Source organism: Pseudomonas sp. CAN1 (assembly GCF_030462585.1).
In the GTDB taxonomy this organism is placed as follows: domain Bacteria; phylum Pseudomonadota; class Gammaproteobacteria; order Pseudomonadales; family Pseudomonadaceae; genus Pseudomonas.
Genome location: NZ_JASMRU010000008.1, coordinates 83073 through 105273 on the forward strand (window position 1 = coordinate 83073; position 22201 = coordinate 105273).

Sequence of the window (22201 nt, forward strand, 5' to 3'; positions counted from 1 at the left end):
GCGCAACAGTGAAAAAGGCGAAGCCACCCAGCTTCGCCTTTTTTGTTTCCGCCAGCGTTACGTCCGGTGACGCCCGCCCTTCGCTTTCTCCCGCATCAGCGTTCATCCCCGCCCTAGAGCCCCGCGTTATTCCCGCCGGACCCGCTGGGACGACCGTACGGCGTTCCCCCGCAAACAATGGCACCGCGCCATCTCCCAAGGGAAACCAGCCCCGCCCCGGCACCTTCCCGCTCAGTTTTATTTACAGACGTAAAAAAATTCGCACGCTTCTTGCAAAGCACGCGAGAACAATTCCAAGAACTCGTCGGAATCCTCCCATGCCCTTGCGCGCCAAACTTGCTCTGAGTTTCCTCTCGGTCGGCCTGATTCCTGTGCTGGTGATGGCCATCGTGGTCTACCTGCAGGCCAGCCGGGCCCTCGAAGAACAAAGCCTGAACGCCCTGGAGGCGGTCGCCAGCATCAAGCAGCGGCAGCTGATGGATGCCTGGAAATCTCGCAACGACCAGCTCAGCAGCCTCGCCACCAACCTGGGCAGCAACTACGCCGGGCTGGACAGCGAGTCCCTGGTCACCACCGCCAACTACGACCGGCCGGTGTTCGAGAACTTCATCAAGACTTTCGGCTACCGCGAGCTGCGCCTGGTCGCCGGCGACGGCACCGTGGTCTTCAGCCTCGGCCGCGGCGTCGACTACCAGCAGAGCATGGACGCACCGAAATGGCGCGACACGCCGTTCGGCAAGTTCATCCACGGCGCGCTGAGCAGCGGCAAGCCGAGCATCAGCGATCTGGAAACCGCCCTCGACGATCCGCAGCCGGTGCAGTGGCTGGCCGCGCCGATCAAGGACAACGGCAAGCTGCAACTGCTGCTGGTGCTGGAACTGCCGCTAACCGCGATCAACGAAGTGATGCAGAACCGCCAGGGCCTGGGCGAAGCCGGGGAAACCTACCTGGTGGGCGGCGACGGCAGCCTGCGCTCGGATTCCGCGCGCTTCACCGAGCACCACGTGCGCCGCGACAAGGAAGCGCCGGTCGCCCTGCCCGGCCAGGCCATCGAGAAAGCCCTGGCCGGCGAACATGGCCGCCTCGCCGAGCCCGGCCTGAGCAACGAGACGGCGCTGAAATCCTTCGTCCCGCTGAACCTCGACGGCCTGCACTGGGCACTGGTAGCCGAGATGGACCAGGCCCAGGCCTTCGCCCCGGTGCGCAAGCTGATGTGGCAGATCCTCGTGCTCGGCGTACTCACCCTGCTGGGCGTCGCAGCCGGAACCTGGCTGGTCAGCCGCAGCGTGATGCGCCCGCTGGGCGGCGAGCCGGCGAGCATGGCCGCACTGGCCCAGCGCCTGGCCAGCGGCGAGCTGCGCCTGAGCGATGACGCCAGCGCCAGCAGCGGCCTGATGCAGGCCCTGCGCGAGATGACCACGGCCTGGCGCCAGGTGGTCGAGCGCCTGCGCCAGGCCAGCGAGGCCGTGGGCGACGCCAGCGGCGACATCCTCGATGCCGCCGGGCGCACCAGCAACCACCTCGACCAGCAGCAGGAAGCGCTGGAGATGGTGGTGAGCGCCGTCGACCAGATGGCCGCCACCGTGCAGGAGATCGCCGGCAGCGCCAGCCGCAGTGCCGATGGCAGCGCCGCCGCGCGGCAAGCCTTCACCGCCATGCAGGGCACCCTGCAGCACATGATCGGCCGCCAGGACCAGTTGCTGGTCGGCCTGCGCCAGGCCGACGGCGTGGTGCAGACCCTGGCCGGCGAGAGCCAGCAGATCGGCTCGGTGCTGGACGTGATCCGCTCCATCGCCGAGCAGACCAACCTGCTCGCCCTCAACGCCGCCATCGAAGCCGCCCGCGCCGGTGAGGCGGGCCGCGGCTTCGCCGTGGTCGCCGATGAAGTACGCAGCCTCGCCCAGCGCACCCGCAGCGCCACCGACGAGATCGTCGCCATCGTCGGCAGCCTGGGCGATTCCTCCGTGCAGGCGCAGTCGAGCATGAGCGGCGCGAGCGAGCAGGCGCACACCCTGGAGCACGACACCCAGGCCGTGCTGCAAGCGCTCGGCGCCCTCGACGAGTCCCTGCAGGGCGTCCACGCCATGGCCTTCCAGATCGCCGCCGCTGCCGAGGAGCAGGCCGCCACCACCCAGGAGGTGAACCAGCACATGCACCGCCTGAGCGACATGACCGTGGAGAACCGCAAGACCGCCGCGCACACCCGCGACTGCGGCGAACACCTGCGTCGCGTGGCCGGCAGCCAGGAAGAGCTGGTGGCGCAGTTCAAGCTCTGACCTCAGCCCCACTGCGGGGCTGAACGCTTTTGTAGGAGCGGAGCTTCTCCGCGATCCGGCCGCCAGGCCGGCATTCAAGCCAATGCACCGCTATCGCGGTGATCGCGGACAGGGTCCGCTCCTACGAGGAGCCCCACCCGACCACCCGCCCTTGCCGACAAAGACAGCAGAGTCCAGAATGGAAAAATAAATCCATACCTGGAGTCTCGCCATGTCCGCCGCCACGCCTTTCACCCTCAACCAGGCTGACGCCGAACGCCTGCTGGAACAGGTCGACGTGCTCCAGGCGATGCGCGGCATGTTCGTCGAGCTGGCCGCCGGCAGCGCCGTGCAGCCCGCGCAGCAGCTGGTGGAATTCCCCAACGGCGGCGGCGACTTCATCAACTACCTGGGCGTGCTGGCCTCGCAGCAGGTCTACGGCGTGAAGACCTCGCCGTACATCGTGCGCCAGCCCAAGTCGCTGGTCACCGCGTGGAGCCTGCTGATGTCCATGGACAGCGGCCAGCCGCTGCTGCTGTGCGACGCCGGCAGCCTGACCACCGCGCGCACCGCCGCCACCACTGCCCTGGCGGTGCAGGAGCTGGCCCGCCCGGACGCCAAGCGCCTGGCCATTGTCGGCAGCGGCCCGGTGGCCCGCGCGCACCTGCGCTACGCAGCCGGCCTGCGTGACTGGCAGAGCATCCGCGTCTACTCGCCGAACCTCAGCGCTGGCGTGCTGGCCCAGTTCGGCGCCATCGATGCCCGCGCCGAACCGGCCACCAGTGTCGAAGCCGCCGTGGCCGACGCCGACGTGGTACTGCTGTGCACCTCCTCCGGCACTCCGGTGCTCGACCCGGCGATCCTGAGCAAACCGGCTCTGATCACCTCCATCAGCACCAACGTCGCCCGCGCCCACGAAGTGCCACCGCAGTCGCTGGCACAGATGCACGTGTACTGTGACTACCGCGCCACCACCCCGGCGTCCGCCGGCGAGATGCGCCTGGCCCGCGACGAGCACGGCTGGGATGGCGCCATCCGAGGCGACCTGCCGGAACTGGTCAGCGGCCAGGCCGCCAAGCCGGACTACCAGCGCCACGCCTTCTTCCGCTCCATCGGCCTGGGCCTGGAAGACGTCGCTCTGGCCAATGCGCTCTACCATCTGCAGCTGAAGAACGCCTGAGCCGGAGACCCACATGATCGAAGTCGACTTCCTCATCATCGGCGGCGGCATTGCCGGCGCCTCCACCGGCTACTTCCTCTCTCGCCACGGCAAGGTTGCCGTGCTGGAGCGCGAGTCCCACGCCGGCTATCACTCCACCGGCCGCTCGGCAGCGCTGTACACCGTCGCCTATGGCACGCCGCAGGTGCGCGCCCTGACCGCCGCCAGCCGCGCCTTCTTCGACAGCCCGCCCGAGGGCTTCGCCGAACACCCGATCCTCACCCCGCGCGGGGAGATGACCGTGGACTTCGAAGGCAACCCGGAAGAACTGCAGCGCCAGTTCGCCAGCGCCCGTGACAGCGTGCCGGAGATGCGCCTGCTCGATGCCGACGAAGCCTGCGCCATCGTCCCGGTGCTGCGCCGCGAGAAAGTCCATGGCGCAATGCTCGACCCCAGCGCCGCCGACATCGACACCGACGGCCTGCTGCAGGGCTATCTGCGCGGTATCCGCCGCAACGGCGGTAGCGTGCAACTGGACAGCGAAGCCCTGGAGATCAATTACATCGACGGCGCCTGGGAAGTGCGCTGTGCGCAGCAGGCCTACCGTGCGCCGGTGCTGGTCAACGCCGCTGGCAGCTGGTCCGACAAGGTCGCCGAACTGGCCGGCGCGGCTCCCCTGGGCCTCACGCCCAAGCGTCGCGCGGCGTTCCTGTTCAGCCCCCCGGAAGGTGTCGACAGCCATGCCTGGCCGGTGCTGGTGAGCCTGGACGAATCCTTCTACTTCAAGCCCGACGCCGGCATGCTGCTCGGCTCGCCGGCCAACGCCGACCCGGTGGAGCCCCACGACGTGCAGCCCGAAGAGCTGGACATCGCCCTGGGCATCTACCAGATCGAGGAACACACCACCCTCAGCATCCGCCGCCCCAGCCACACCTGGGCCGGCCTGCGCTCGTTCTTCGCCGATGGCGACCTGGTCTCCGGCTACGACCCGGCCACCCCCGGCCTGTACTGGGTTGCCGGGCAAGGCGGCTACGGCATCCAGACCTCGGCGGCGATGGGCGAGGCCAGCGCTGCGCTGATCCGCCACGAGGCCCTGCCCGAGCACCTGACGCACCATGGCCTGAGCGCAGAAATGCTCTCCCCGGCACGCCTGCTGGCCGAGTGAGCCGCCGCCCGTGACAGCCCGCGGGCGCTTGCGGCACACTCGCCAGCGCCCGCTCCACCGCCCGTCTCACCGCACCGGAAGCCTTGCCCATGACCGCCGCTGATCCGCTGGACAACTACAAGGCCATTGCCGACGCCATCGCCGCGCTGTTCTTCCCCCATGCCGAAGTGGTCATCCACGACCTGCGCAACCAGCGCGTGGCCTACCTGGCGAACAACATCTCCAAGCGCGAGATCGGCGACGACTCGGCGCTGGAAGACATGCTCGAAGGCGGTCACGACGAACGCAACATCGGCCCCTACGAGAAGCTCAACTGGGACGGCCAGAAGATCCGCTCCATCAGCACCGTCCTGCGCGACGCCAAGGGCGAGCCGCTGGCGGTGCTGTGCATCAACCTCAACATCACCCTGTTCGAGACCGCCAAGGCGGCACTCGACCTGTTCCTCTCCTCCAGCAAGATCATCCCGCAGCCGGACGCGCTGTTCCGCGATGACTGGCAGGAGCGCATCAACACCTTCCTGCATGGCTGGCTGCAGCAACGCCAACTGAGCCTCTCCACCCTCAGCCGCGACCACAAGCGCGAACTAGTCCTGGCCCTGCATGCCGAGGGCGCGTTCAAGGGCAAGAGCGCGGCCAACTATGTGGCCAACGTGCTGAACATGGGCCGGGCGACGGTGTACAAGCACCTGAAGGAGTTGAAGGAGGAGGTCTGATTCCTTCCTCCCTCGCCTGCCTCCACCTGTAGGAGCGGACCTTGTCCGCGAAATCCCCCGCGGCGGAACGCGCCCCTCCCATGGCCCACCGCAGGTTGGCGCCGACACCGTAGGAGCGAGCTTGCTCGCGAACTGCACACTGCCGCCGTCACCGGCGAATGCTTGCAATCCCTTGGGGCCGGCGCGTCAGGATCGATGGGTATCGCTTCGCTCCACGCCATCCTACGGCGAGGTTTTCCTATTTCCGCCGTGCAGGTGGGTGGATTCGCGGACAAGGTCCGCTCCTACGGAAAGCGGGTACGTCGGCGCGGGGATGGTTCGCGAGCAAGCTCGCTCCTACGAAAAGCTCATGCGCCGCTCTGGCTCCTGCTCTGAAAGGGTTCCAGAGAAATGTCCGCGCACTCCGAACGCCCCGTTCAGGAGGCCTCGTTGAAGCGGAGTTTCGGGGGTTGAGCGACATGGATGTCGCGAGAGCCGCGATGGGCCAGGGATGGCCCTTCGCGGCGTGCCCCTGAAACTTCGATTCAACGAGGGAATTTTTCGCCTAAGCGAAAAACCGGATGTCCGGGGCAAGACCTTTTGGTTCCTTTTGGGGCGTTTGCCAAAAGGGACTCGCCCGAGGGGGCGAAACACAGAGTCCGTGCACAAACCGAAGCAACGCTGGAACACCCAACCGGAAGCAGGAAAATCACGGACATGGTCCGCCCCTACAAGGGGCGTCGTATTGCAGAATGTCCTGGTAAGCAAGGAGTTGGCCGCGGAAGATTTCGCGGACAAGGTCCGCTCCTACGGGGAAATCCCGTGCCAAGCGGTTCGCGAGCAAGCTCGCGCAGGCGCAAAGCAGAAGGCCGCCCGAAGGCGGCCTTTGCAACAGCGAGACGGAAAGATCAGTCCCCGTAGATATCGCTCTTGAAGTACTTGCCTTCGATTTCCTTGTACTTGCCATTGGCGCGCAGTGCGTCGATGGCGGCGTTGAGCTGGCCGACCAGCTCGGTACTGCCCTTGCGCACCGCAATACCGGCGCCCTCGCCGAAGTATTTCGGGTCCTTGAACTCCGGCCCGATAAAGGCGAAGCCCTTGCCGCGCGGGGTTTCCAGGAAGCCGATCTCCAGCGGGATGGAGTCGGCGAAGGTGCCGTCCAGGCGCCCCGCCAGCAGGTCCAGGTAGATCTCGTCCTGGCTGGTGTAGCGCACCACGTTGGCGCCGGCCTTGCCCAGTATCTCGGTGGCGAAACGGTCGGCGGTGGAGCCGCGCTGCACGCCGATGTTCTTGCCCTTGAGCTGGCTGAACTGCTCGTCCAGCTGCGAGCCTTCCTTCATCACCAGGCGGCCCGGGGTGAAGTAGTACTTGTGGGTGAAGTCCACCGAGTGCTTGCGCTCTTCGGTGATGGTGATGGAGGACAGCGCGGCGTCGATCTTGCGCACCTTCAGCGACGGGATCAGGCCGTCGTATTCCTGCTCGACCCACTGGCACTTGCGCTTCATCTCTTCGCACAGCGCGTTGCCGATGTCGTAGTCGAAGCCGGCGATGCCGCCTTCCGGGGTCTTGTAGGCGAAGGGCGGGTAGGCCGCCTCGATGCCGATGCGCAGCGGCTTGTCGTCGGCATGGGAGAAGGTGGCGAAGGCGGCCAGCATCAGGCCGCCCAGCAGGGCTTTGCGATTCATCGATGAACTCCGTTGTGTGGTCGCCGGACTGGCACCGGCCATGGCAATGGGTATCGGCAGTGGCAGCTTCGTCCAGGGGCGCGATGCACAAGCTCGCAGCGGCATTGCCTTGCCCTCACCCAGGCGAACGATTTCTTCTTCTGATGCGTTCACGCGCAGGCGCGCGTAAACATAAAATCCAATCTGGACTAAAAAGTACACAACGTCAATCGCCCGCGCTGCGGCCGCGACCGTAGGGCGCATAACGCCCCAGGCGTTATCCGCCGGCCTTGGCCATGGAGGCCGGGACGGCGGATAAAGCGTTCCGCTTTATGCGCCCTACGGTGTGCGAGGTGTACTGCGGCAGGGCGGCGCACTCTCCTTTGCGGCCGGGCTGCTACTCCTTCGGAGGGATGTAGAGGACTGCGCTGCAACCGTAGTCTGGAGGCGTTCCACAGCAATCCGAGGAGGATTCGGACCGACGCTTTCGCATGATTCACCAGAGCTTCCATGGTTATTTTTGGCTGATGCCCAGAGCCCCGCGATACGCTCATGTCGCCGGGGCTTTTTTATGTCTGCTACCAAGGTTGGGTTTGGGGTAGGAGCGAGCTTGCTCGCGAATCGCACGGCACCGGAATCCCCGGCAGAAGGCGTTCGCGAGCAAGCTCGCTCCTACAGAAGTCGGTCGGCACGGAACTCCATGGGTGGAGTTTTTCTATTCAGGAACGCAAGGCACGCGGCAGGCATCCTGCCCGCCGAGGGAGGTCGGTTTCAGCCGCCGCTGAGGTTCATGAAGCGCAGCACCTGCACGTCACCCACGGTGAATTCGTGGCGTGCCGGCTTGCGCTGCAGGGCGCCGCGCAGGGCTTCGAGGATCGGCTCGTCGTGGATCGGATGGCGGCGCAACAGGCCGCGCAGGTCCAGGGAGTTCTCGTGGCCCAGGCACAGCAGCAGGCGGCCTTCGGCGGTCAGGCGCAGGCGGTTGCAGGTGGCGCAGAAGTTGTGCGAATGCGGCGAGATGAAGCCGATGCGCGTACCCGGATGCTGCGCCAGGCGCACGTAGCGTGCCGGGCCGCCGCTGTGTTCGGCGCTGTCCAGCAGCTCGTGGTGCTCGGCGATCAGCGCGCGGACCTCGTCGCTGGAGCAGAAGCTTTCTTCACGCTCGCGGCCGACCTGGCCCAGCGGCATCTCCTCGATGAAGCTGATGTCCAGCCCGTGGGCGATGGCGTAGTCCACCAGTGCCGGCACTTCGTCGGCATTGCGGCCCTTCATCACCACGCAGTTCAGCTTGATGTGCTCGAAGCCGGCCTGCTGGGCGGCGTCGATGCCACGCAGTACTTGTTCCAGGCGCCCGGTGCGGGTAATGGCGGCAAAGCGTTGTGCATCCAGGGTGTCGAGGCTGATGTTCAGGCGCGTCAGGCCCGCTGCGTGCAGGTCACCGGCCAGCTTGCCGAGCTGCGAGCCGTTGCTGGTCATGCACAGTTCGCGCAGGCCGGGCAGCGCCGCAAGGCGTTCGCAGAGGTGGACGATACCGGGGCGCACCAGCGGTTCGCCGCCGGTAAGACGCAGCTTCTTCACGCCGCGCTCGACGAAAATGCGTGCGACCCGCTCGATCTCTTCCAGGGTCAGCACCTGCTGGCGCGGCAGGAAGCGCATGTTTTCCGACATGCAGTAGACGCAGCGGAAGTCGCAGCGGTCGGTTACGGACAGGCGCAGGTAGTCGATCTTGCGACCCTGGCCGTCGATCCATTCGGACATGGTGTTTCACTCCGGCCGGCCTTCACTACCCAGGGTGAAAGCCGAAATTCATGGCCGTTTCCGAAGCCCCTCTCCCCGCTGGGGGAGGAATTGGGAGAGAGGGGCCCGGAACCGGTTCACTGCACCAGCGGCGACTCTGCTCCGTCGAAGACGAAGCCGTCGATCTGCGCTTCGCCGGCCAGCACGCTGATGTACTGGCTGACCGCACGCTGCAGCACCTGGGCGCGCAGGTAGCCGGCGATGCGCGGGCGCGCTTCGGCGAAGTCCAGCGGCTCGCCACCCTCGCGCTCAATCAGCTCGACCACATGCAGGCCGTAGCGACTTTCCAGCGGATGGCCGAGTAGGCCGGGTTGCTGTTGCAGCAGGCGTTTCTCGAACTCGGGGACGGTCTGCCCCGGTTCGATCCAGCCCAGGTCACCGCCGTCGTCCCTGGACGGGCAGTCGGAGAAACGCATCGCCTTTTCGGCGAAACGCTCGGGGTGTTCACGCAGTTCAGCCAGCAGTTCCTCGGCCTGTTCGCGGGCCTTGGCGCGGCCTTCCAGGTCGTCCGGTGCGCAGCCCAGCAGCACGTGGCGCAGACTCATGCGCCAGGGCGCGGTCAGGCGGGTGGGGTTGGCTGCGTACCATTGGCGGCAGCTGGCTTCGTCGGCTTCGGGCACGCCGACTTCGCGGTCGATCAGGGCGCGAATGCGCGCTTCTTCCAGCGCCTCGCCCTCTTCCGCTTCAGCCTCAAGGCCCAGCGCGTCAGCGCGCTGCACCAGCAGCTGGCGTACCACCAGCGCGCGACAGGCGGAGTACAGGGCTTCGGCGTGGCTGGCGGCCGGGTGGTATTGCAGCTCGCGGGCCAGTTCGTCCTCGGCAATGGCAACGCCGTTGACTTCGATTTTCGGCAGGTCGACGTGATCGACCTTGGCTTCGTAGTGGGAGCAACTCATTTCGCTTACCTCCGGTAACCCTCTCCCCTGCCCTCTCCCTGAAGGGAGAGGGGGAAGAGCTTCAGGTGGGGCGGACGACGCACCAGCGTCATCCGCCGCTTCTTCACGCTGCGCGACGTTTGGTACGGACCACCTGGTAGCGGCGGCCGAAGTACCACACCGGGGCGCTGACGATGTGCACCAGACGGGTGAAGGGGAACAGCACGAACAGGGTCAGGCCGAGGGTCACGTGCAGCTTGTAGACCAGCGATACCGGGGCGATGGCCTCGGCGGCAGCCAGCGGCTGGAAGGTGACGATGGACTGCGCCCAGTTGGCCAGCATGACCATCACCGAACCATCCAGGTGATGGGTGGAGGCGACGATGGTGGACAGGCCGAGGATCAGCTGGGCGTAGAGCACCAGCAGGATCATCAGGTCCGACGCGTTGCCGGTGGCGCGTACGCGCTCATTGGTCAGGCGGCGCAGGATCAGGCCGGTCAGGCCGATGAAGCAGAGGATGCCGAAGAAGCCGCCGGAAACCATCGCCAGCAGTTGCTTCTGCTCGGTGCTGATCAGGTGCTCGTAGACCGCGTGCGGAGTCAGCAGGCCGACGAAGTGACCGGCGAGGATGAACAGCACACCGACGTGGAACAGGTTGCTGTAGACGCGCATGCCCTTCTTGCTCAGCATCTGGCTGGAGCCGGCTTTCCAGGTGTATTGCGAGAGGTCGAAGCGCGCCCAGCTGCCGATCAGGCAGATGGCCAGCGCGACGTAGGGATAGATCCCGAACGCTAGAAGATCGAGGGACATGTTCAGACTCCTTCTCTGGCCGCCCGGTACTGCACTTGCGGCACCGGCTGGGCGACCCACTGCATGGGTTGTTCGGCGGCGTTGGAGACGCGCCGGGCGCTGGTGGACGGGCAACCGGCGGCGGGCTCGGTAAAGCTCACCGGGGTTTCCTCCCAGGCCTTGTCGATGGCTTCCAGGCTGTCGTCGCGCACTTCCTGCTCGCGGTCGCGCTTGAGCGCGCCGAGGTCAGGCTGCTCGCCGGACAGCTCCAGCAGGCTGTTGAAGATCGCCGCGTAGGCGCTGCCGCGCTCTTCCAGGCGCAGGGCAATCAGCGCGAGGATGTGGGCGACTTCAGCCAGGCCCACGCGGGCCGACTCGGCGTCCTGCAGGGCGAGGAACTCCAGGTACAGCGGCAGGTAGTCCGGCAGCTCGTTGACGTCGATCACCAGGCCCGCCTGGGTGTAGCGGTCCATCAGGTCGACCATCGCCTGGCCACGGTCACGGCTTTCGCCGTGCACGTGTTCGAACAGCAGCAGGGAGACCGAGCGACCGCGCTCGAACAGCCCGTCGTAACGGGCCTGGACGTCGAGGATGTCGCCCTTGCACAGCTCGTTGAGCAGCGCGGCGAGGCCGTCGCGCTGTTTTTCCGAGAGGTCGCAGGTGCGGATCAGGGCGTGCAGCGCCAGGCTTTCCTCGCGCAGTTCGACGCGCGGGTAGTCGAGCATCAGCGCGCTGAGCTTGAGCAGTTGGCTATGAGTGTCCATCACTGTCACTCCTGTATCTGCACGGTCTGGATGACGTTGCGCTTGTCCACGGCCTTGCCGCCGAACAGGTTCACGCCGGAGTTGCTGGAGCAACCGTTGCCGAAGCTGAAGCCGCAACCCGAACGCTCGGCGAAGGCATCCGACAGCGCTTCCTCGCGGTGGGCAGTCGGAATGACGAAGCGGTCTTCGTAGTTGGCGATCGCCAGGTAGCGGTACATCTCTTCCACCTGGTTCACGGTCAGGCCGACCTTCTTCAGCACTTCCAGGTCCTGCTTGCCTTCCACGTGCTCGGAACGCTTGTAGGCGCGCATGGCCAGCAGGCGCTTGAGGGCCAGCAGCACCGGAGCGGTGTCGCCGGCGGTCAGCAGGTTGGCCAGGTACTGCACGGGGATGCGCAGGGACTCGACGTCCGGGATCACCCCGTCGCTGCCGATGTGGCCTTCGGAGGCGGCGTTCTGGATCGGCGACAGCGGCGGCACGTACCACACCATCGGCAGCGTGCGGTATTCCGGGTGCAGCGGCAGGGCCAGTTTCCAGTCCATGGCCAGCTTGTACACCGGCGACTTCTGCGCGGACTCGATGACGCTGTCCGGTACGCCGTCCTTGCGCGCCTGCTCGATCACTTTCGGGTCGAACGGATCGAGGAAGATTTCCAGCTGCTTCTGGTACAGGTCGCGCTCGTTCTCGCAGGTGGCCACTTCGTGGATGCGGTCGGCGTCATACAGCAGCACGCCGAGGTAGCGGATGCGGCCCACGCAGGTTTCCGAGCAGACGGTCGGCTGGCCGGCCTCGATGCGCGGGTAGCAGAAGATGCACTTCTCGGATTTGCCGCTCTTCCAGTTGAAGTAGATCTTCTTGTACGGGCAGCCGCTGATGCACATGCGCCAGCCGCGGCACTTGTCCTGGTCGATGAGGACGATGCCGTCTTCCTCGCGCTTGTAGATCGCGCCGCTCGGGCACGAGGCCACGCACGCCGGGTTCAGGCAGTGCTCGCACAGGCGCGGCAGGTACATCATGAAGGTGTTTTCGTACTCACCGTAGATGTCCGCCTGAACCTGGTCGAAGTTCTTGTCCTTGCGGCGCTTGGCGAACTCGGTGCCGAGGATTTCTTCCCAGTTGGGGCCCCATTCGATCTTGTCCATGCGCTGGCCGGAGACCAGCGAGCGCGGACGGGCAACCGGCTGGTGCTGGGCCTTGGGCGCGGTGTGCAGGTGCTGGTAGTCGAAGTCGAAGGGCTCGTAGTAGTCATCGATTTCCGGCAGGTCCGGGTTGGCGAAGATGTTCGCCAGCACGCGGAACTTGCCGCCGATGCGCGGGACGATGGAGCCGTCGGCATTACGCTTCCAGCCGCCCTTCCACTTCTCCTGGTTCTCCCATTCTTTCGGGTAACCGATGCCGGGCTTGGTTTCGACGTTGTTGAACCAGGCGTACTCGACGCCTTCGCGGCTGGTCCAGACGTTCTTGCAGGTGATGGAGCAGGTGTGGCAACCGATGCATTTGTCGAGGTTCAGCACCATGCCGACTTGCGAACGAATTTTCATGGCAGTAATCCTCAAATGTCCTGGGGCAGCGGTTGCGGCAGAGCGTCACCGCCCAGTCCGCCGTGCTCCGGCTCGTCGAGCCAGTCGACCTTGTTCATCTTGCGCACCACGACGAATTCGTCGCGGTTGCAGCCGACCGTGCCGTAGTAGTTGAAGCCCCACGCCTGCTGGGCGTAGCCGCCGATCATGTGGGTAGGCTTGAGGACCACGCGGGTCACCGAGTTGTGGTGGCCGCCGCGGGTGCCGGTGGTTTCGCTGCCGGGCAGGTTCACGATGCGCTCCTGGGCGTGGTACATCATCACCATGCCGTCCTTCACGCGCTGGCTGACCACGGCGCGGCAGGTCGCGGCGCCGTTGGCGTTGAAGACCTCGACCCAGTCGTTGTCCTCGATGCCCACGCTTTGCGCGTCGTGCTCGCTCATCCAGATGATCGGGCCACCGCGCGACAGGGTGAGCATCAGCAGGTTGTCGCTGTAGGTGGAGTGGATGCCCCACTTCTGGTGCGGGGTGATCCAGTTCAGGGTGATCTCGGCGTGACCGTTGGGCTTCTTGTTGAACAGCTTGTCGGTGCTGCGGGTGTTGACCGGCGGCCGGTAGCTGACGAAGCCTTCGCCGAAGGCCTGCATCCAGGGATGATCCTGGTAGAACTGCTGGCGACCGGTGATGGTGCGCCACGGGATCATCTCGTGGACGTTGGTGTAGCCGGCGTTGTAGCTCACGTGTTCATCTTCCAGGCCCGACCAGGTAGGGCTGGAGATGATCTTGCGCGGCTGCGCCTGGACGTCGCGGAAGCGGATCTTCTCTTCTTCCTTGGGCAGCGCCAGGTGGGCGTGCTCGCGGCCGGTGAAGACCGACAGTGCTTCCCAGGCCTTCACGGCGACCTGGCCGTTGGTTTCCGGCGCCAGGGCGAGGATCACCTCGGCGGCGTCGATGGCGCTTTCGATGCGCGGACGGCCTTCGCTGATGCCGGTCTCGGTGACCTTGTGGTTCAGTTCGCCGAGCAGCTTGATTTCCTTGTCGGTGTTCCAGCCGATGCCCTTGCCGCCGTTGCCGAGCTTGTCCAGCAGCGGGCCGAGGGAGGTGAACTTCTTGTAGGTGTTGGGGTAGTCACGCTCGACCACGTGCAGGGTCGGCATGGTGCGGCCGGGGACCGGTTCGCACTCGCCCTTCTTCCAGTCGCTGCCGCCGAACGGCTGCGCGAGTTCGTTGGCGGTGTCGTGCAGCAGCGGCACGGTCACCAGGTCCTTCTCCACGCCCAGGTGGCCGACGGAGACCTCGGAGAACTTCTTGGCAATCGCCTTGTAGATCTCCCAGTCGCTCTTGGCTTCCCAGGCCGGGTCGGTGGCGGCAGACAGCGGGTGGATGAAGGGGTGCATGTCGGAGGTGTTGAGGTCGTCCTTCTCGTACCAGGTCGCGGTCGGCAGGACGATGTCCGAGTACATGCAGGTGGAGGACATGCGGAAGTCCAGGGTGGTGACCAGGTCCAGCTTGCCTTCGGCGCCTTCGTCGACCCAATCCACTTCGCCCGGGCACGGACCGCCGTCCTTGCCGAGGTCGGCGTTCATCACGCCGTTCTTCGCGCCCAGCAGGTACTTGAGCATGTACTCGTGGCCCTTGCCCGAGGAGCCGAGCAGGTTGGAGCGCCAGATGAACATGTTGCGCGGGAAGTTCTGCGGATCATCCGGGGCTTCGCTTGCCACGCGCAGGTTGCCGGACTTGAGTTCGCGGACCACGTAGTCCTGCACCGGGATGCCGGCACGCTCGGCGTCGGCGGCGATATGCAGCGGGTTGCGGTTGAGCTGCGGGGCGGACGGCAGCCAGCCCATGCGTTCGGCGCGGATGTTGTAGTCCAGCGCGTGCTCGGGGAACTGCTTGGTGTCGGCCAGCGGCGAGAGGACTTCGTGCATGGAAATCTTCTCGTGGCGCCATTGCGAGCTGTGCAGGTAGAAGAAGCTGGTGCCGTTCATCTGCCGCGGCGGACGGCTCCAGTCGGTGCCGAAGGCCAGCGGGACCCAGCCGGTCTGCGGGCGGAGTTTTTCCTGGCCGACGTAGTGCGCCCAGCCACCACCGCTCTGGCCGATGCAGCCGCACATCATCAGCATGTTGATGACTGCGCGGTAGTTCATGTCCATGTGGTACCAGTGGTTCATCGCGGCGCCGATGATGACCATGGCCTTGCCGTGGGTCTTGTCGGCGCTGTCAGCGAACTCGCGGGCCACCTGGATGGCGCGGGCAGCCGGTACGCCGGTGATGCGGGCCTGCCAGGCCGGGGTGTAGGGCACGTCGGCGTCGGTGTAGGAAGCGGCCACGTTGCCGCCGCCCAGGCCACGGTCGACGCTGTAGTTGGCCATCTGCAGGTCATACACGGTGGCGACGCGCAGGGTCTGGCCGTCGGCGCCGGTGACTTCGCGGAACGGTACGCGGCGCACCAGCACCTCGTCGTTTTCCACGCCCTTGAAGTGCGGGTGCTCCTGGCCGGCGAAGTACGGGAAGCCGACGTCGCAGGCCTTTTCCGGGCCGTCGATCAGGGTCAGCGCCAGGCGGGTTTCATGCTTCGCGCCGCCTTCGGTTTCCTCGATGTTCCACTTGCCCGACTCGCCCCAGCGGTAGCCGATGGCACCGGTGGGCGAAACCAGCTGGCCGGAGATTTCGTCCAGGCCGATGGTCTTCCACTCGGGGTTGTTTTCCTGGCCGAGGTTGTTCGCCAGGTCTGCCGCGCGCAGGTAGCGGGTCGGCTTGAGCACGCCGTCGGTGTGCGGTTCGAGCAGCACCAGCATCGGCATGTCGGTGTACTGGCGGCAGTAGTCGACGAAGTAGGCGCTGGGTTTCTCGAGGTGGAATTCCTTGAGGATGACGTGACCAAAAGCCATGCCCAGTGCAGCGTCGGTGCCCTGCTTGGGGTTGAGCCAGAGGTCGGTGAGCTTGGCCACTTCGGAGTAGTCCGGGGTGACGGCCACGGTCTTGGTGCCCTTGTAGCGGACTTCGGTGAAGAAGTGCGCGTCGGGGGTACGGGTCTGCGGGACGTTGGAGCCCCAGGCGATGATGTAGCTGGAGTTGTACCAGTCGGCCGATTCCGGCACGTCGGTCTGCTCGCCCCAGATCTGCGGGCTGGCCGGCGGCAGGTCGCAGTACCAGTCGTAGAACGACAGGCACACGCCGCCGATCAGCGACAGGTAACGGGCACCCGCGGCGTAGCTGACCATGGACATGGCCGGGATCGGCGAGAAGCCGACCACGCGGTCCGGACCGTAGGCCTTGGCGGTGTAGACGTTGGCGGCGGCGATGATCTCGGTGACCTCGCTCCAGCTCGAACGAATGAAGCCACCCAGGCCGCGTTCGCTCTTGTAGCTCTTCGCCTTGACCTTGTCCTCGACGATGCTGGCCCAGGCGTCCACCGGGTCGTTGTGCGCAGCGCGGGCTTCACGCCAGAGCTTGAGCAGCGGCTTGCGCACCTTGGGGTATTTCAGGCGGTTGGCGCTGTACATGTACCAGGAGTAGCTGGCGCCACGGGGGCAGCCGCGCGGCTCGTGGTTGGGCAGGTCCGGGCGGGTACGCGGGTAGTCGGTCTGCTGGGTTTCCCAGGTGATCAGGCCGTTCTTCACGTAGATCTTCCAGGAGCACGAGCCGGTGCAGTTCACCCCGTGGGTAGAGCGAACGATCTTGTCGTGCTGCCAGCGCTGCCGGTAGCTGTTTTCCCAGGCACGGCTTTCGTTGGTGACTTCGCCATGACCATCGGCGAATTCACCCTGCTTCTTCTTGAAGAATTGCAGGCGGTCGAGTAGGTAACTCATCTGTATCTCCTCACCCGGTCTGCGCCGGGCGTTCAAACGCTAATCAAGCTTGCGGAACGGTGGGATGGCGGGCGCACGGTGCGCCCGCCACGGCAATCAGCAGGGGCTCTCGGCACCCTTGCGCGCGTACCACCACCAGGTGGCGACGATGCAGCTCACGTAGTACGCGACGAACACATAGAGGGCGCCCTCGGCGCTGCCGGTCATGGCCAGCGAGGTGCCGAACGCCTTGGGAATGAAGAAGCCGCCGAACGCGCCGATGGCAGCGGAGAAACCGATCACCGCGGCCGATTCCATGCTGGCGCTCTTGGCCGCCTGGGCCTCGGTGCAGCCGCCCTGCTTCAGGCGTGCGGCCCACTCGTTGCGGAAGATCACCGGGATCATGCGGAAGGTGCTGCCGTTGCCGATGCCGGCGAAGAAGAACAGCCCGATGAAGGAGCCGAGGAAGCCGAAGAAGCTGCCCGCCCCGTTGGCGCCCGGCAGGAAGCTGATCACTGCGAACACGCCGGCAACCATGGCCGCGTAGTTCCACAGGGTGATGCGTGCGCCGCCGAACTTGTCCGCCAGCCAGCCACCCAGCGGGCGGCTCAGGGCGCCGACCAGCGGGCCGAGGAAGGCGTATTGCAGCGGGTTGATGTCCGGGAACTGGGTCTTGCTGAGCATGGCGAAGCCGGCGGAGAAGCCGATGAACGAGCCGAAGGTGGCCACGTACAGCCAGCACATCAGCCAGTTGTGCTTGCGCTTGAAGATCACTGCCTGGTCGCGGACCGAAGCCTTGGCATCAGCGATGTCGTTCATGCCGAACCAGGCAGCCACGGCCACCACGGCGATGAAGGGCACCCAGATCCAGCCGGCGTTCTGCAGGAACAGGCGGCCACCGTCGGACAGCTGCTGCGGCTCGCCACCGAAGGCGCCGAACAGGCCACCGGCCACCGCCAGGGGTACGGCGAACTGCATCACCGAGACGCCCAGGTTGCCCAGGCCGGCGTTCAGGCCCAGGGCGGTGCCTTGCGAATTCTTCGGATAGAAGAAACTGATGTTGGACATGCTGGAGGCGAAGTTGCCGCCGCCGAAGCCGCACAGCAGGGCGATGGTCGCGAACACCCAGTACGGGGTGGTCGGGTCCTGCACGGCGAAGCCCAGCCACAGGCAGGGGATCAGCAGCGAGGCGGTGGACAGTGCGGTCCAGCGGCGGCCGCCGAACACCGGCACCATGAAGGAGTAGAACACCCGCAGGGTGGCGCCGGAGATCGACGGCAGCGCGGCGAGCATGAACAGCTGTTCGTTGCTGAAGCTGAAGCCGGCGGCGTTCAGGCGCACGGTGACGGTGCTCCAGATCATCCATACGGCGAAGGCCAGCAGCAGCGCGGGGATCGAGATCCACAGGTTGCGCGCGGCGATGCGCTTGCCGGACCGCGCCCAGAACTCGGGGTCCTCCGGGCGCCAGTCGATCAGCAGCGGACCGCTGGCGGCTTTGAGTTGAGTGTTGATCATGCCCATGACGGCACTACCTCAGGAGTGGCTGGAAGGAATGGGGGTAGCGTCGACGTCGGCCGCCCGGGCCTGGCCATCGAGGCGTTGCTGCTGTTTGATCGCGTAGTGCATCCAGACCATGCAGATCACGGTCAGGCCGAACAGCAACATGAAGCAGGAGGAGCGCACGCCGATGCGGTCGGCGGCGTAGCCGAACAGGATCGGCAGGCAGAAGCCGCCGAGGCCGCCGATGACCCCGACCATGCCGCCGACGGTGCCCATGTTCTGCGGGTAGTAGTCGTGGATGATCCGGTACACGCTGGCCTTGCCGAAGCCCTGGGCGATGCCGACGACGAACACCAGGAAGGTGAACAGCCAGACGTTCAGGCCGATGCCGAGGCTGACGTCACCCTTGATGCCGTGGATGGTCATGGTGGTCGGCGGGTACGAGAGGAAGAACAGGCAGACCAGGCAGATCCAGAACACGCCCCAGTTCACCGCGCGGGCGCCGTAGTTGTCGCTGAACCAGCCGCCCAGGGCGCGGATCAGGCCCGACGGCAGGGTGAACAGCATGGTGATGAAGGAAGCGGTGCGCAGGTCCAGGCCGTACTCGGCGATGTAGTACTTGGGCAGCCACAGGGCCAGGGCGACGAAGCCGCCGAAGACGAAGAAGTAGTAGAGGCCGAAGCGCCAGACGCGCAGCTCACCCAGCGGCGCCAGCTGCTTGGCCAGGGTCGGCCGCGGACGGCTCRAGTCGGCTTCGCCACCCTTGGTGTGGGCCGGATCGGTCCAGGTGCAGAACCAGAACAGCAGCGCGGTCACCAGCATGGCCACCGAGTAGATCTGCGGAACCATGCGCCAGCCGAAGGCGACCACGATCATCGGCGCCACCAGGTTGGTGATCGCAGCACCGGCGTTGCCGGCACCGAAGATGCCCATGGCGGTGCCCTGGCGATCCTTCTCGAACCACGAGGAGGTGTAGGCGATGCCCACCGCGAAGGAGCCGCCGGCCAGGCCGACGAACAGGCCCAGCACCAGGTAGTGCCAGTACAGCGTGGCGAAGGCCAGGCCGTAGATCGGGATAGCCACCAGCAGCATGTGGATGAAAAACACGATGCGCCCGCCGAAGCGGTCGGTGATCAGCCCAAGGGGCAGGCGTACCAGCGAGCCAGTGAGGATCGGCAGTGCCACCATCAGGCCGAACTGCGCCTCGGACAGCCCCAGCTCTTCCTTGATGCGGATACCGATGATCGAAAACATCGTCCAGACCGCGAAGTTCACGGCGAACGCCAGTGTGCTCATGCCGAGCACGGAGTACTGTTTCTGACGGTGGGACAACATGGCTAAGCTCACTTCCAAACGTTCTTTGCACGCACGTTAGGTAAGGAGGAGTCGCCTTCTCTTGATCGCCATCAATGAGCCAACGGGCGATTCATGAGCAGATGCGCGCCGCTACCTCCTAGTGGGTATCCCCGAGATGAATGCTTAAGGCATTGTTTTTAAAGGCTTTTGTAATGAAAACCGAACACCCCGCCGCGCCCTCTCCCAGCGACCGACTCTTTGTGGGTAGTCCCCCCGCCGGACGCACGTCCCTGCGCAAATCCATCGTCGTGCGCTTCGGTTGCTACCTCACCCTGCTGGTGTCCCTGGCCCTGGCCGGGATGTTCAGCGCCCTGCTGTTCGCCGACTACTCGCACCAGGACGCGGCGGTGATCAACCAGGCCGGCTCGCTGCGCATGCTCACCTACCGCCTGGCGCTGGACCCTTCGCCGATCAACCGCCAGGCCCTGCAATCGACCCTCGCCGCGCGCCTGGACAACGATGAGATCACCCGCCTGCTGCGCCGCTCCGGTGCCGACGCGCCGATTCGCCAGCAGCACGACCAGCTGCGCGAGGAACTGCAGAACCTCGACCTCTCCGAAGCCCCGGCGCTAGCCACCCTGGACACCTTCGTCAGTCACATCGACGGCTTCGTCGGCACCCTGCAGCGCAATGCCGAGTACCGCTCGCAGATGCTCAGCACGGTGCAGGGCCTGTGCCTGTTCCTCAGCCTGCTGGTGGTATTCATCAGCCTCTATGACCTGAGCTACCACGTGGTCGGCCCGCTTCGCGAACTGACCACCACGGCCCGGCGCCTGGGCGAAGGCGACCTCGAAGCGCGGGTCAGCAGCAGCGGCGAAGACGAACTCAGCCAGCTGGGCGAGCGCTTCAACCAGATGGCCGAGGAACTGCAGGCCAGCTACCGCGAGCTGGAAGCACGGGTGGAGGACAAGACCCGCGACCTGTCCAACAGCCACCAGCGCCTCGAACTGCTCTACGACAGTGCCCGCCGCCTCGGCCAGGACCCCTACGACGAACGCTCGCTGCAACCGCTGCTGAACCAGCTGGAGCGCGTGCTGCAGGCCGGCAAGGTGACCCTGTGCCTGAACAAGGACGGCGTCGAGCGCGCCTACACCTCGCTGACCACCGACGGCATCAGCGGCGGCTTCTGCCTGCAGGGCAATTGCGGTGACTGCCGCGCCCAGGCGGACAACTGCAACAACCCGATCCGCGGCATCAACCCGTTGCTGATGCAGCCGCTATCCATCGGCGAACACCGCTTCGGCGAGCTGTTCATCGAGACCCCCGACGGCCACCTGGAAGACTGGCAGCAGCAGTTCGTCGAAGGCTTCTGCGACAACATCGCGCGCACCTTCGCGCTGTCCCTGCAACAGGAGCAGGAGAACCGCCTGGCGCTGTTCGCCGAGCGCAGCACCATCGCCCGCGAGCTGCATGATTCGCTGGCGCAGTCGCTGTCCTACCTGAAGATCCAGGTCAGCCGCCTGGCCACCCTGCTCAAGCGCGACGTGCCGCCGGAGAAGATCGACGAGACCTTGGGCGAACTGCGCGAAGGCCTCAACAGCGCCTATCGCCAACTGCGCGAGCTGCTCACCACCTTCCGCCTGAGCCTTGAGCAGTCCAGCCTGGAGGCGGCGCTGGTGAAGACCGTGGAAGAGTTCGGCGAGCGCGGCGGCCTCTCCATCGAACTGGACAACCGCCTGGCACACATCCCGCTCAACCCCAACGAGGAAATCCACATCCTGCAGATCGTCCGCGAAGCGCTGTCCAACGTGGTCCGCCACGCCCAGGCCAGCCACGCGACAGTCAGCCTGGCCGAGGATGCCGGCGGCGACGTGTGCATCACCGTGGACGACGATGGCGTCGGCTTTGACCCAGGGCAGAGCCGTACCGGGCACTATGGGCTTAGTATCATGCGTGAGCGCAGCCACACCCTTGAAGCCAGCTTCGACATCGCCCCGCGCGAGCCGAAAGGCACCCGCGTCAGCGTGCGCTTCACCCACAAACCCCTCGCGCAGTACCCGGAGACCACCCCATGACGGCCACCACCACCGAAGAGCGTGCACGCATCCTGCTGGTCGACGACCACCCGATGATGCGCAAGGGCGTGATCCAGCTGCTGGAGTTCGAGGACGACCTGGAGGTGGTGGGCGAAGCCGGCAGCGGCGAGGAAGCCCTGCGCATGGCCGCGGAGCTTGAGCCGGACATGATCCTGCTCGACCTCAACATGAAGGGCATGACCGGCCTCGACACCCTGCGCGCCATGCGCGAGAACGGCGAGGTCGCGCGCATCGTGGTGTTCACCGTCTCCGATGATCGCAACGACGTGATCAACGTGCTGCGCGCCGGCGCCGACGGCTACCTGCTCAAGGACATGGAACCCGAGCGCCTGCTGGAGCACATCCGCCAGGCCGCCACCGGCCAGCTCACCATCAGCCCGCAGCTGACCCAGGTACTGGCCCAGGCCCTGCGCGGCGACGACCGGCCCAAGGGCATCGAGGAACTCACCGACCGCGAACGGCAGATCCTCCGCCAGCTCGCCCACGGCTACAGCAACAAGATGATCGCGCGCAAACTCGACATCACCGAAGGCACGGTGAAGGTCCATGTGAAGCGTGTGCTGCACAAGCTGGGCATGCGCTCGCGCGTGGAGGCGGCGGTCTGGGCGGTGGAGAACCACCTCGTCTGACCGTCCCCACCGCGCGCCCTGTAGGAGCGGGCCATGCCCGCGCTAGCGCATCGCGCGCTCCTGCGTCAGGCGTCGCACATCGGTGTTTACCGTCGAAATCGCCTCCATCCGCGATGGATTTCGCGGACAAGGTCCGCTCCTACGAAGAGCTGATCCTGCACGTAGGGTGCATAACGCCCCAGGCGTTATCCGCCAGCAACCCGCACGA

At 65.8% G+C, this 22201-nt stretch carries 15 protein-coding genes; 6 read left to right on the top strand and 9 right to left on the bottom strand.

Annotation, left to right across the window (positions count from 1 at the left end; translation table 11 throughout):
- Positions 1-317 precede the first annotated feature (317 nt).
- From QO207_RS13730 to QO207_RS13745, 4 genes are all read left to right on the top strand, one after another.
- Positions 318-2276, top strand: a complete 1959-nt coding sequence (locus tag QO207_RS13730; RefSeq protein ID WP_301532933.1) for a methyl-accepting chemotaxis protein — start codon at positions 318-320, stop codon at positions 2274-2276.
- 211 nt (positions 2277-2487) lie between these two features.
- The gene (locus tag QO207_RS13735; RefSeq protein ID WP_301532934.1) at positions 2488-3435 is read left to right on the top strand and encodes an ornithine cyclodeaminase family protein; all 948 of its coding nucleotides are present in this window, start codon (positions 2488-2490) and stop codon (positions 3433-3435) included.
- A 13-nt stretch (positions 3436-3448) separates the two neighbouring features.
- The gene (locus QO207_RS13740) at positions 3449-4579 is read left to right on the top strand and encodes an FAD-binding oxidoreductase (protein WP_301532935.1); all 1131 of its coding nucleotides are present in this window, start codon (positions 3449-3451) and stop codon (positions 4577-4579) included.
- 89 nt (positions 4580-4668) lie between these two features.
- Complete coding sequence (locus QO207_RS13745) at positions 4669-5292, top strand: transcriptional regulator (RefSeq protein ID WP_301532936.1); 624 nt, start codon at positions 4669-4671, stop codon at positions 5290-5292.
- An 887-nt stretch (positions 5293-6179) separates the two neighbouring features.
- Here the strand turns inward: QO207_RS13745 and QO207_RS13750 are convergent.
- The 9 genes from QO207_RS13750 to QO207_RS13790 form a co-directional block, all read right to left on the bottom strand.
- Positions 6180-6956, bottom strand: a complete 777-nt coding sequence (locus tag QO207_RS13750) for an ABC transporter substrate-binding protein (RefSeq protein ID WP_301532937.1) — start codon at positions 6954-6956, stop codon at positions 6180-6182.
- A gap of 750 nt (positions 6957-7706) precedes the next feature.
- Positions 7707-8693 carry a GTP 3',8-cyclase MoaA gene (gene moaA / locus QO207_RS13755; RefSeq protein WP_301532938.1) on the bottom strand — a complete coding sequence of 329 codons (987 nt, stop codon included), beginning with the start codon at positions 8691-8693 and terminating at the stop codon, positions 7707-7709.
- A 116-nt stretch (positions 8694-8809) separates the two neighbouring features.
- A complete protein-coding gene (locus tag QO207_RS13760; RefSeq protein ID WP_301532939.1) occupies positions 8810-9628 on the bottom strand; it encodes a peptidylprolyl isomerase in 819 nt (272 codons plus the stop codon).
- A 103-nt stretch (positions 9629-9731) separates the two neighbouring features.
- On the bottom strand, positions 9732-10418 hold the full coding sequence (gene narI / locus QO207_RS13765) for a respiratory nitrate reductase subunit gamma (RefSeq protein WP_301532940.1): 687 nt from the start codon (positions 10416-10418) through the stop codon (positions 9732-9734).
- A gap of 2 nt (positions 10419-10420) precedes the next feature.
- The gene (gene narJ, locus QO207_RS13770; protein ID WP_301532941.1) at positions 10421-11161 is read right to left on the bottom strand and encodes a nitrate reductase molybdenum cofactor assembly chaperone; all 741 of its coding nucleotides are present in this window, start codon (positions 11159-11161) and stop codon (positions 10421-10423) included.
- Between the two features lie 5 nt (positions 11162-11166).
- Positions 11167-12702 (bottom strand): nitrate reductase subunit beta, encoded by a 1536-nt coding sequence (gene narH, locus QO207_RS13775; protein ID WP_301532942.1) that lies wholly within the window; start codon positions 12700-12702, stop codon positions 11167-11169.
- 11 nt (positions 12703-12713) lie between these two features.
- On the bottom strand, positions 12714-16493 hold the full coding sequence (locus QO207_RS13780; RefSeq protein WP_301532943.1) for a nitrate reductase subunit alpha: 3780 nt from the start codon (positions 16491-16493) through the stop codon (positions 12714-12716).
- A gap of 96 nt (positions 16494-16589) precedes the next feature.
- Positions 16590-17993 carry a NarK family nitrate/nitrite MFS transporter gene (locus QO207_RS13785; protein ID WP_301532944.1) on the bottom strand — a complete coding sequence of 468 codons (1404 nt, stop codon included), beginning with the start codon at positions 17991-17993 and terminating at the stop codon, positions 16590-16592.
- Positions 17994-18005: 12 nt separating this feature from the next.
- Entirely contained in the window at positions 18006-19307 is a 1302-nt protein-coding gene (locus tag QO207_RS13790; RefSeq protein ID WP_301532945.1) for a NarK/NasA family nitrate transporter, read from the bottom strand.
- A gap of 173 nt (positions 19308-19480) precedes the next feature.
- Between QO207_RS13790 and QO207_RS13795 the strand changes: the two genes are divergently transcribed.
- Entirely contained in the window at positions 19481-21343 is a 1863-nt protein-coding gene (locus QO207_RS13795; protein WP_301532946.1) for a histidine kinase, read from the top strand.
- A complete protein-coding gene (narL, locus tag QO207_RS13800) occupies positions 21340-21993 on the top strand; it encodes a two-component system response regulator NarL (protein WP_301532947.1) in 654 nt (217 codons plus the stop codon). Before QO207_RS13795 ends, narL begins: the two co-directional genes overlap by 4 nt.
- Positions 21994-22201: the final 208 nt, after the last annotated feature.

Excerpts from the sequence above, each read along its gene's own strand:
- narI (WP_301532940.1), bottom strand. The coding sequence starts at position 10,418 with ATGTCCCTCGATCTTCTAGCGTTCGGGATCTATCCCTACGTCGCGCTG.
- QO207_RS13760 (WP_301532939.1), bottom strand. The coding sequence starts at position 9,628 with ATGAGTTGCTCCCACTACGAAGCCAAGGTCGATCACGTCGACCTGCCG.
- narL (WP_301532947.1), top strand. The coding sequence starts at position 21,340 with ATGACGGCCACCACCACCGAAGAGCGTGCACGCATCCTGCTGGTCGAC.
- QO207_RS13745 (WP_301532936.1), top strand. The coding sequence starts at position 4,669 with ATGACCGCCGCTGATCCGCTGGACAACTACAAGGCCATTGCCGACGCC.
- QO207_RS13735 (WP_301532934.1), top strand. The coding sequence starts at position 2,488 with ATGTCCGCCGCCACGCCTTTCACCCTCAACCAGGCTGACGCCGAACGC.
- QO207_RS13740 (WP_301532935.1), top strand. The coding sequence starts at position 3,449 with ATGATCGAAGTCGACTTCCTCATCATCGGCGGCGGCATTGCCGGCGCC.
- moaA (WP_301532938.1), bottom strand. The coding sequence starts at position 8,693 with ATGTCCGAATGGATCGACGGCCAGGGTCGCAAGATCGACTACCTGCGC.
- narJ (WP_301532941.1), bottom strand. The coding sequence starts at position 11,161 with ATGGACACTCATAGCCAACTGCTCAAGCTCAGCGCGCTGATGCTCGAC.
- QO207_RS13795 (WP_301532946.1), top strand. The coding sequence starts at position 19,481 with ATGAAAACCGAACACCCCGCCGCGCCCTCTCCCAGCGACCGACTCTTT.
- narH (WP_301532942.1), bottom strand. The coding sequence starts at position 12,702 with ATGAAAATTCGTTCGCAAGTCGGCATGGTGCTGAACCTCGACAAATGC.
- QO207_RS13780 (WP_301532943.1), bottom strand. The coding sequence starts at position 16,493 with ATGAGTTACCTACTCGACCGCCTGCAATTCTTCAAGAAGAAGCAGGGT.
- QO207_RS13730 (WP_301532933.1), top strand. The coding sequence starts at position 318 with ATGCCCTTGCGCGCCAAACTTGCTCTGAGTTTCCTCTCGGTCGGCCTG.
- QO207_RS13750 (WP_301532937.1), bottom strand. The coding sequence starts at position 6,956 with ATGAATCGCAAAGCCCTGCTGGGCGGCCTGATGCTGGCCGCCTTCGCC.
- QO207_RS13785 (WP_301532944.1), bottom strand. The coding sequence starts at position 17,993 with ATGGGCATGATCAACACTCAACTCAAAGCCGCCAGCGGTCCGCTGCTG.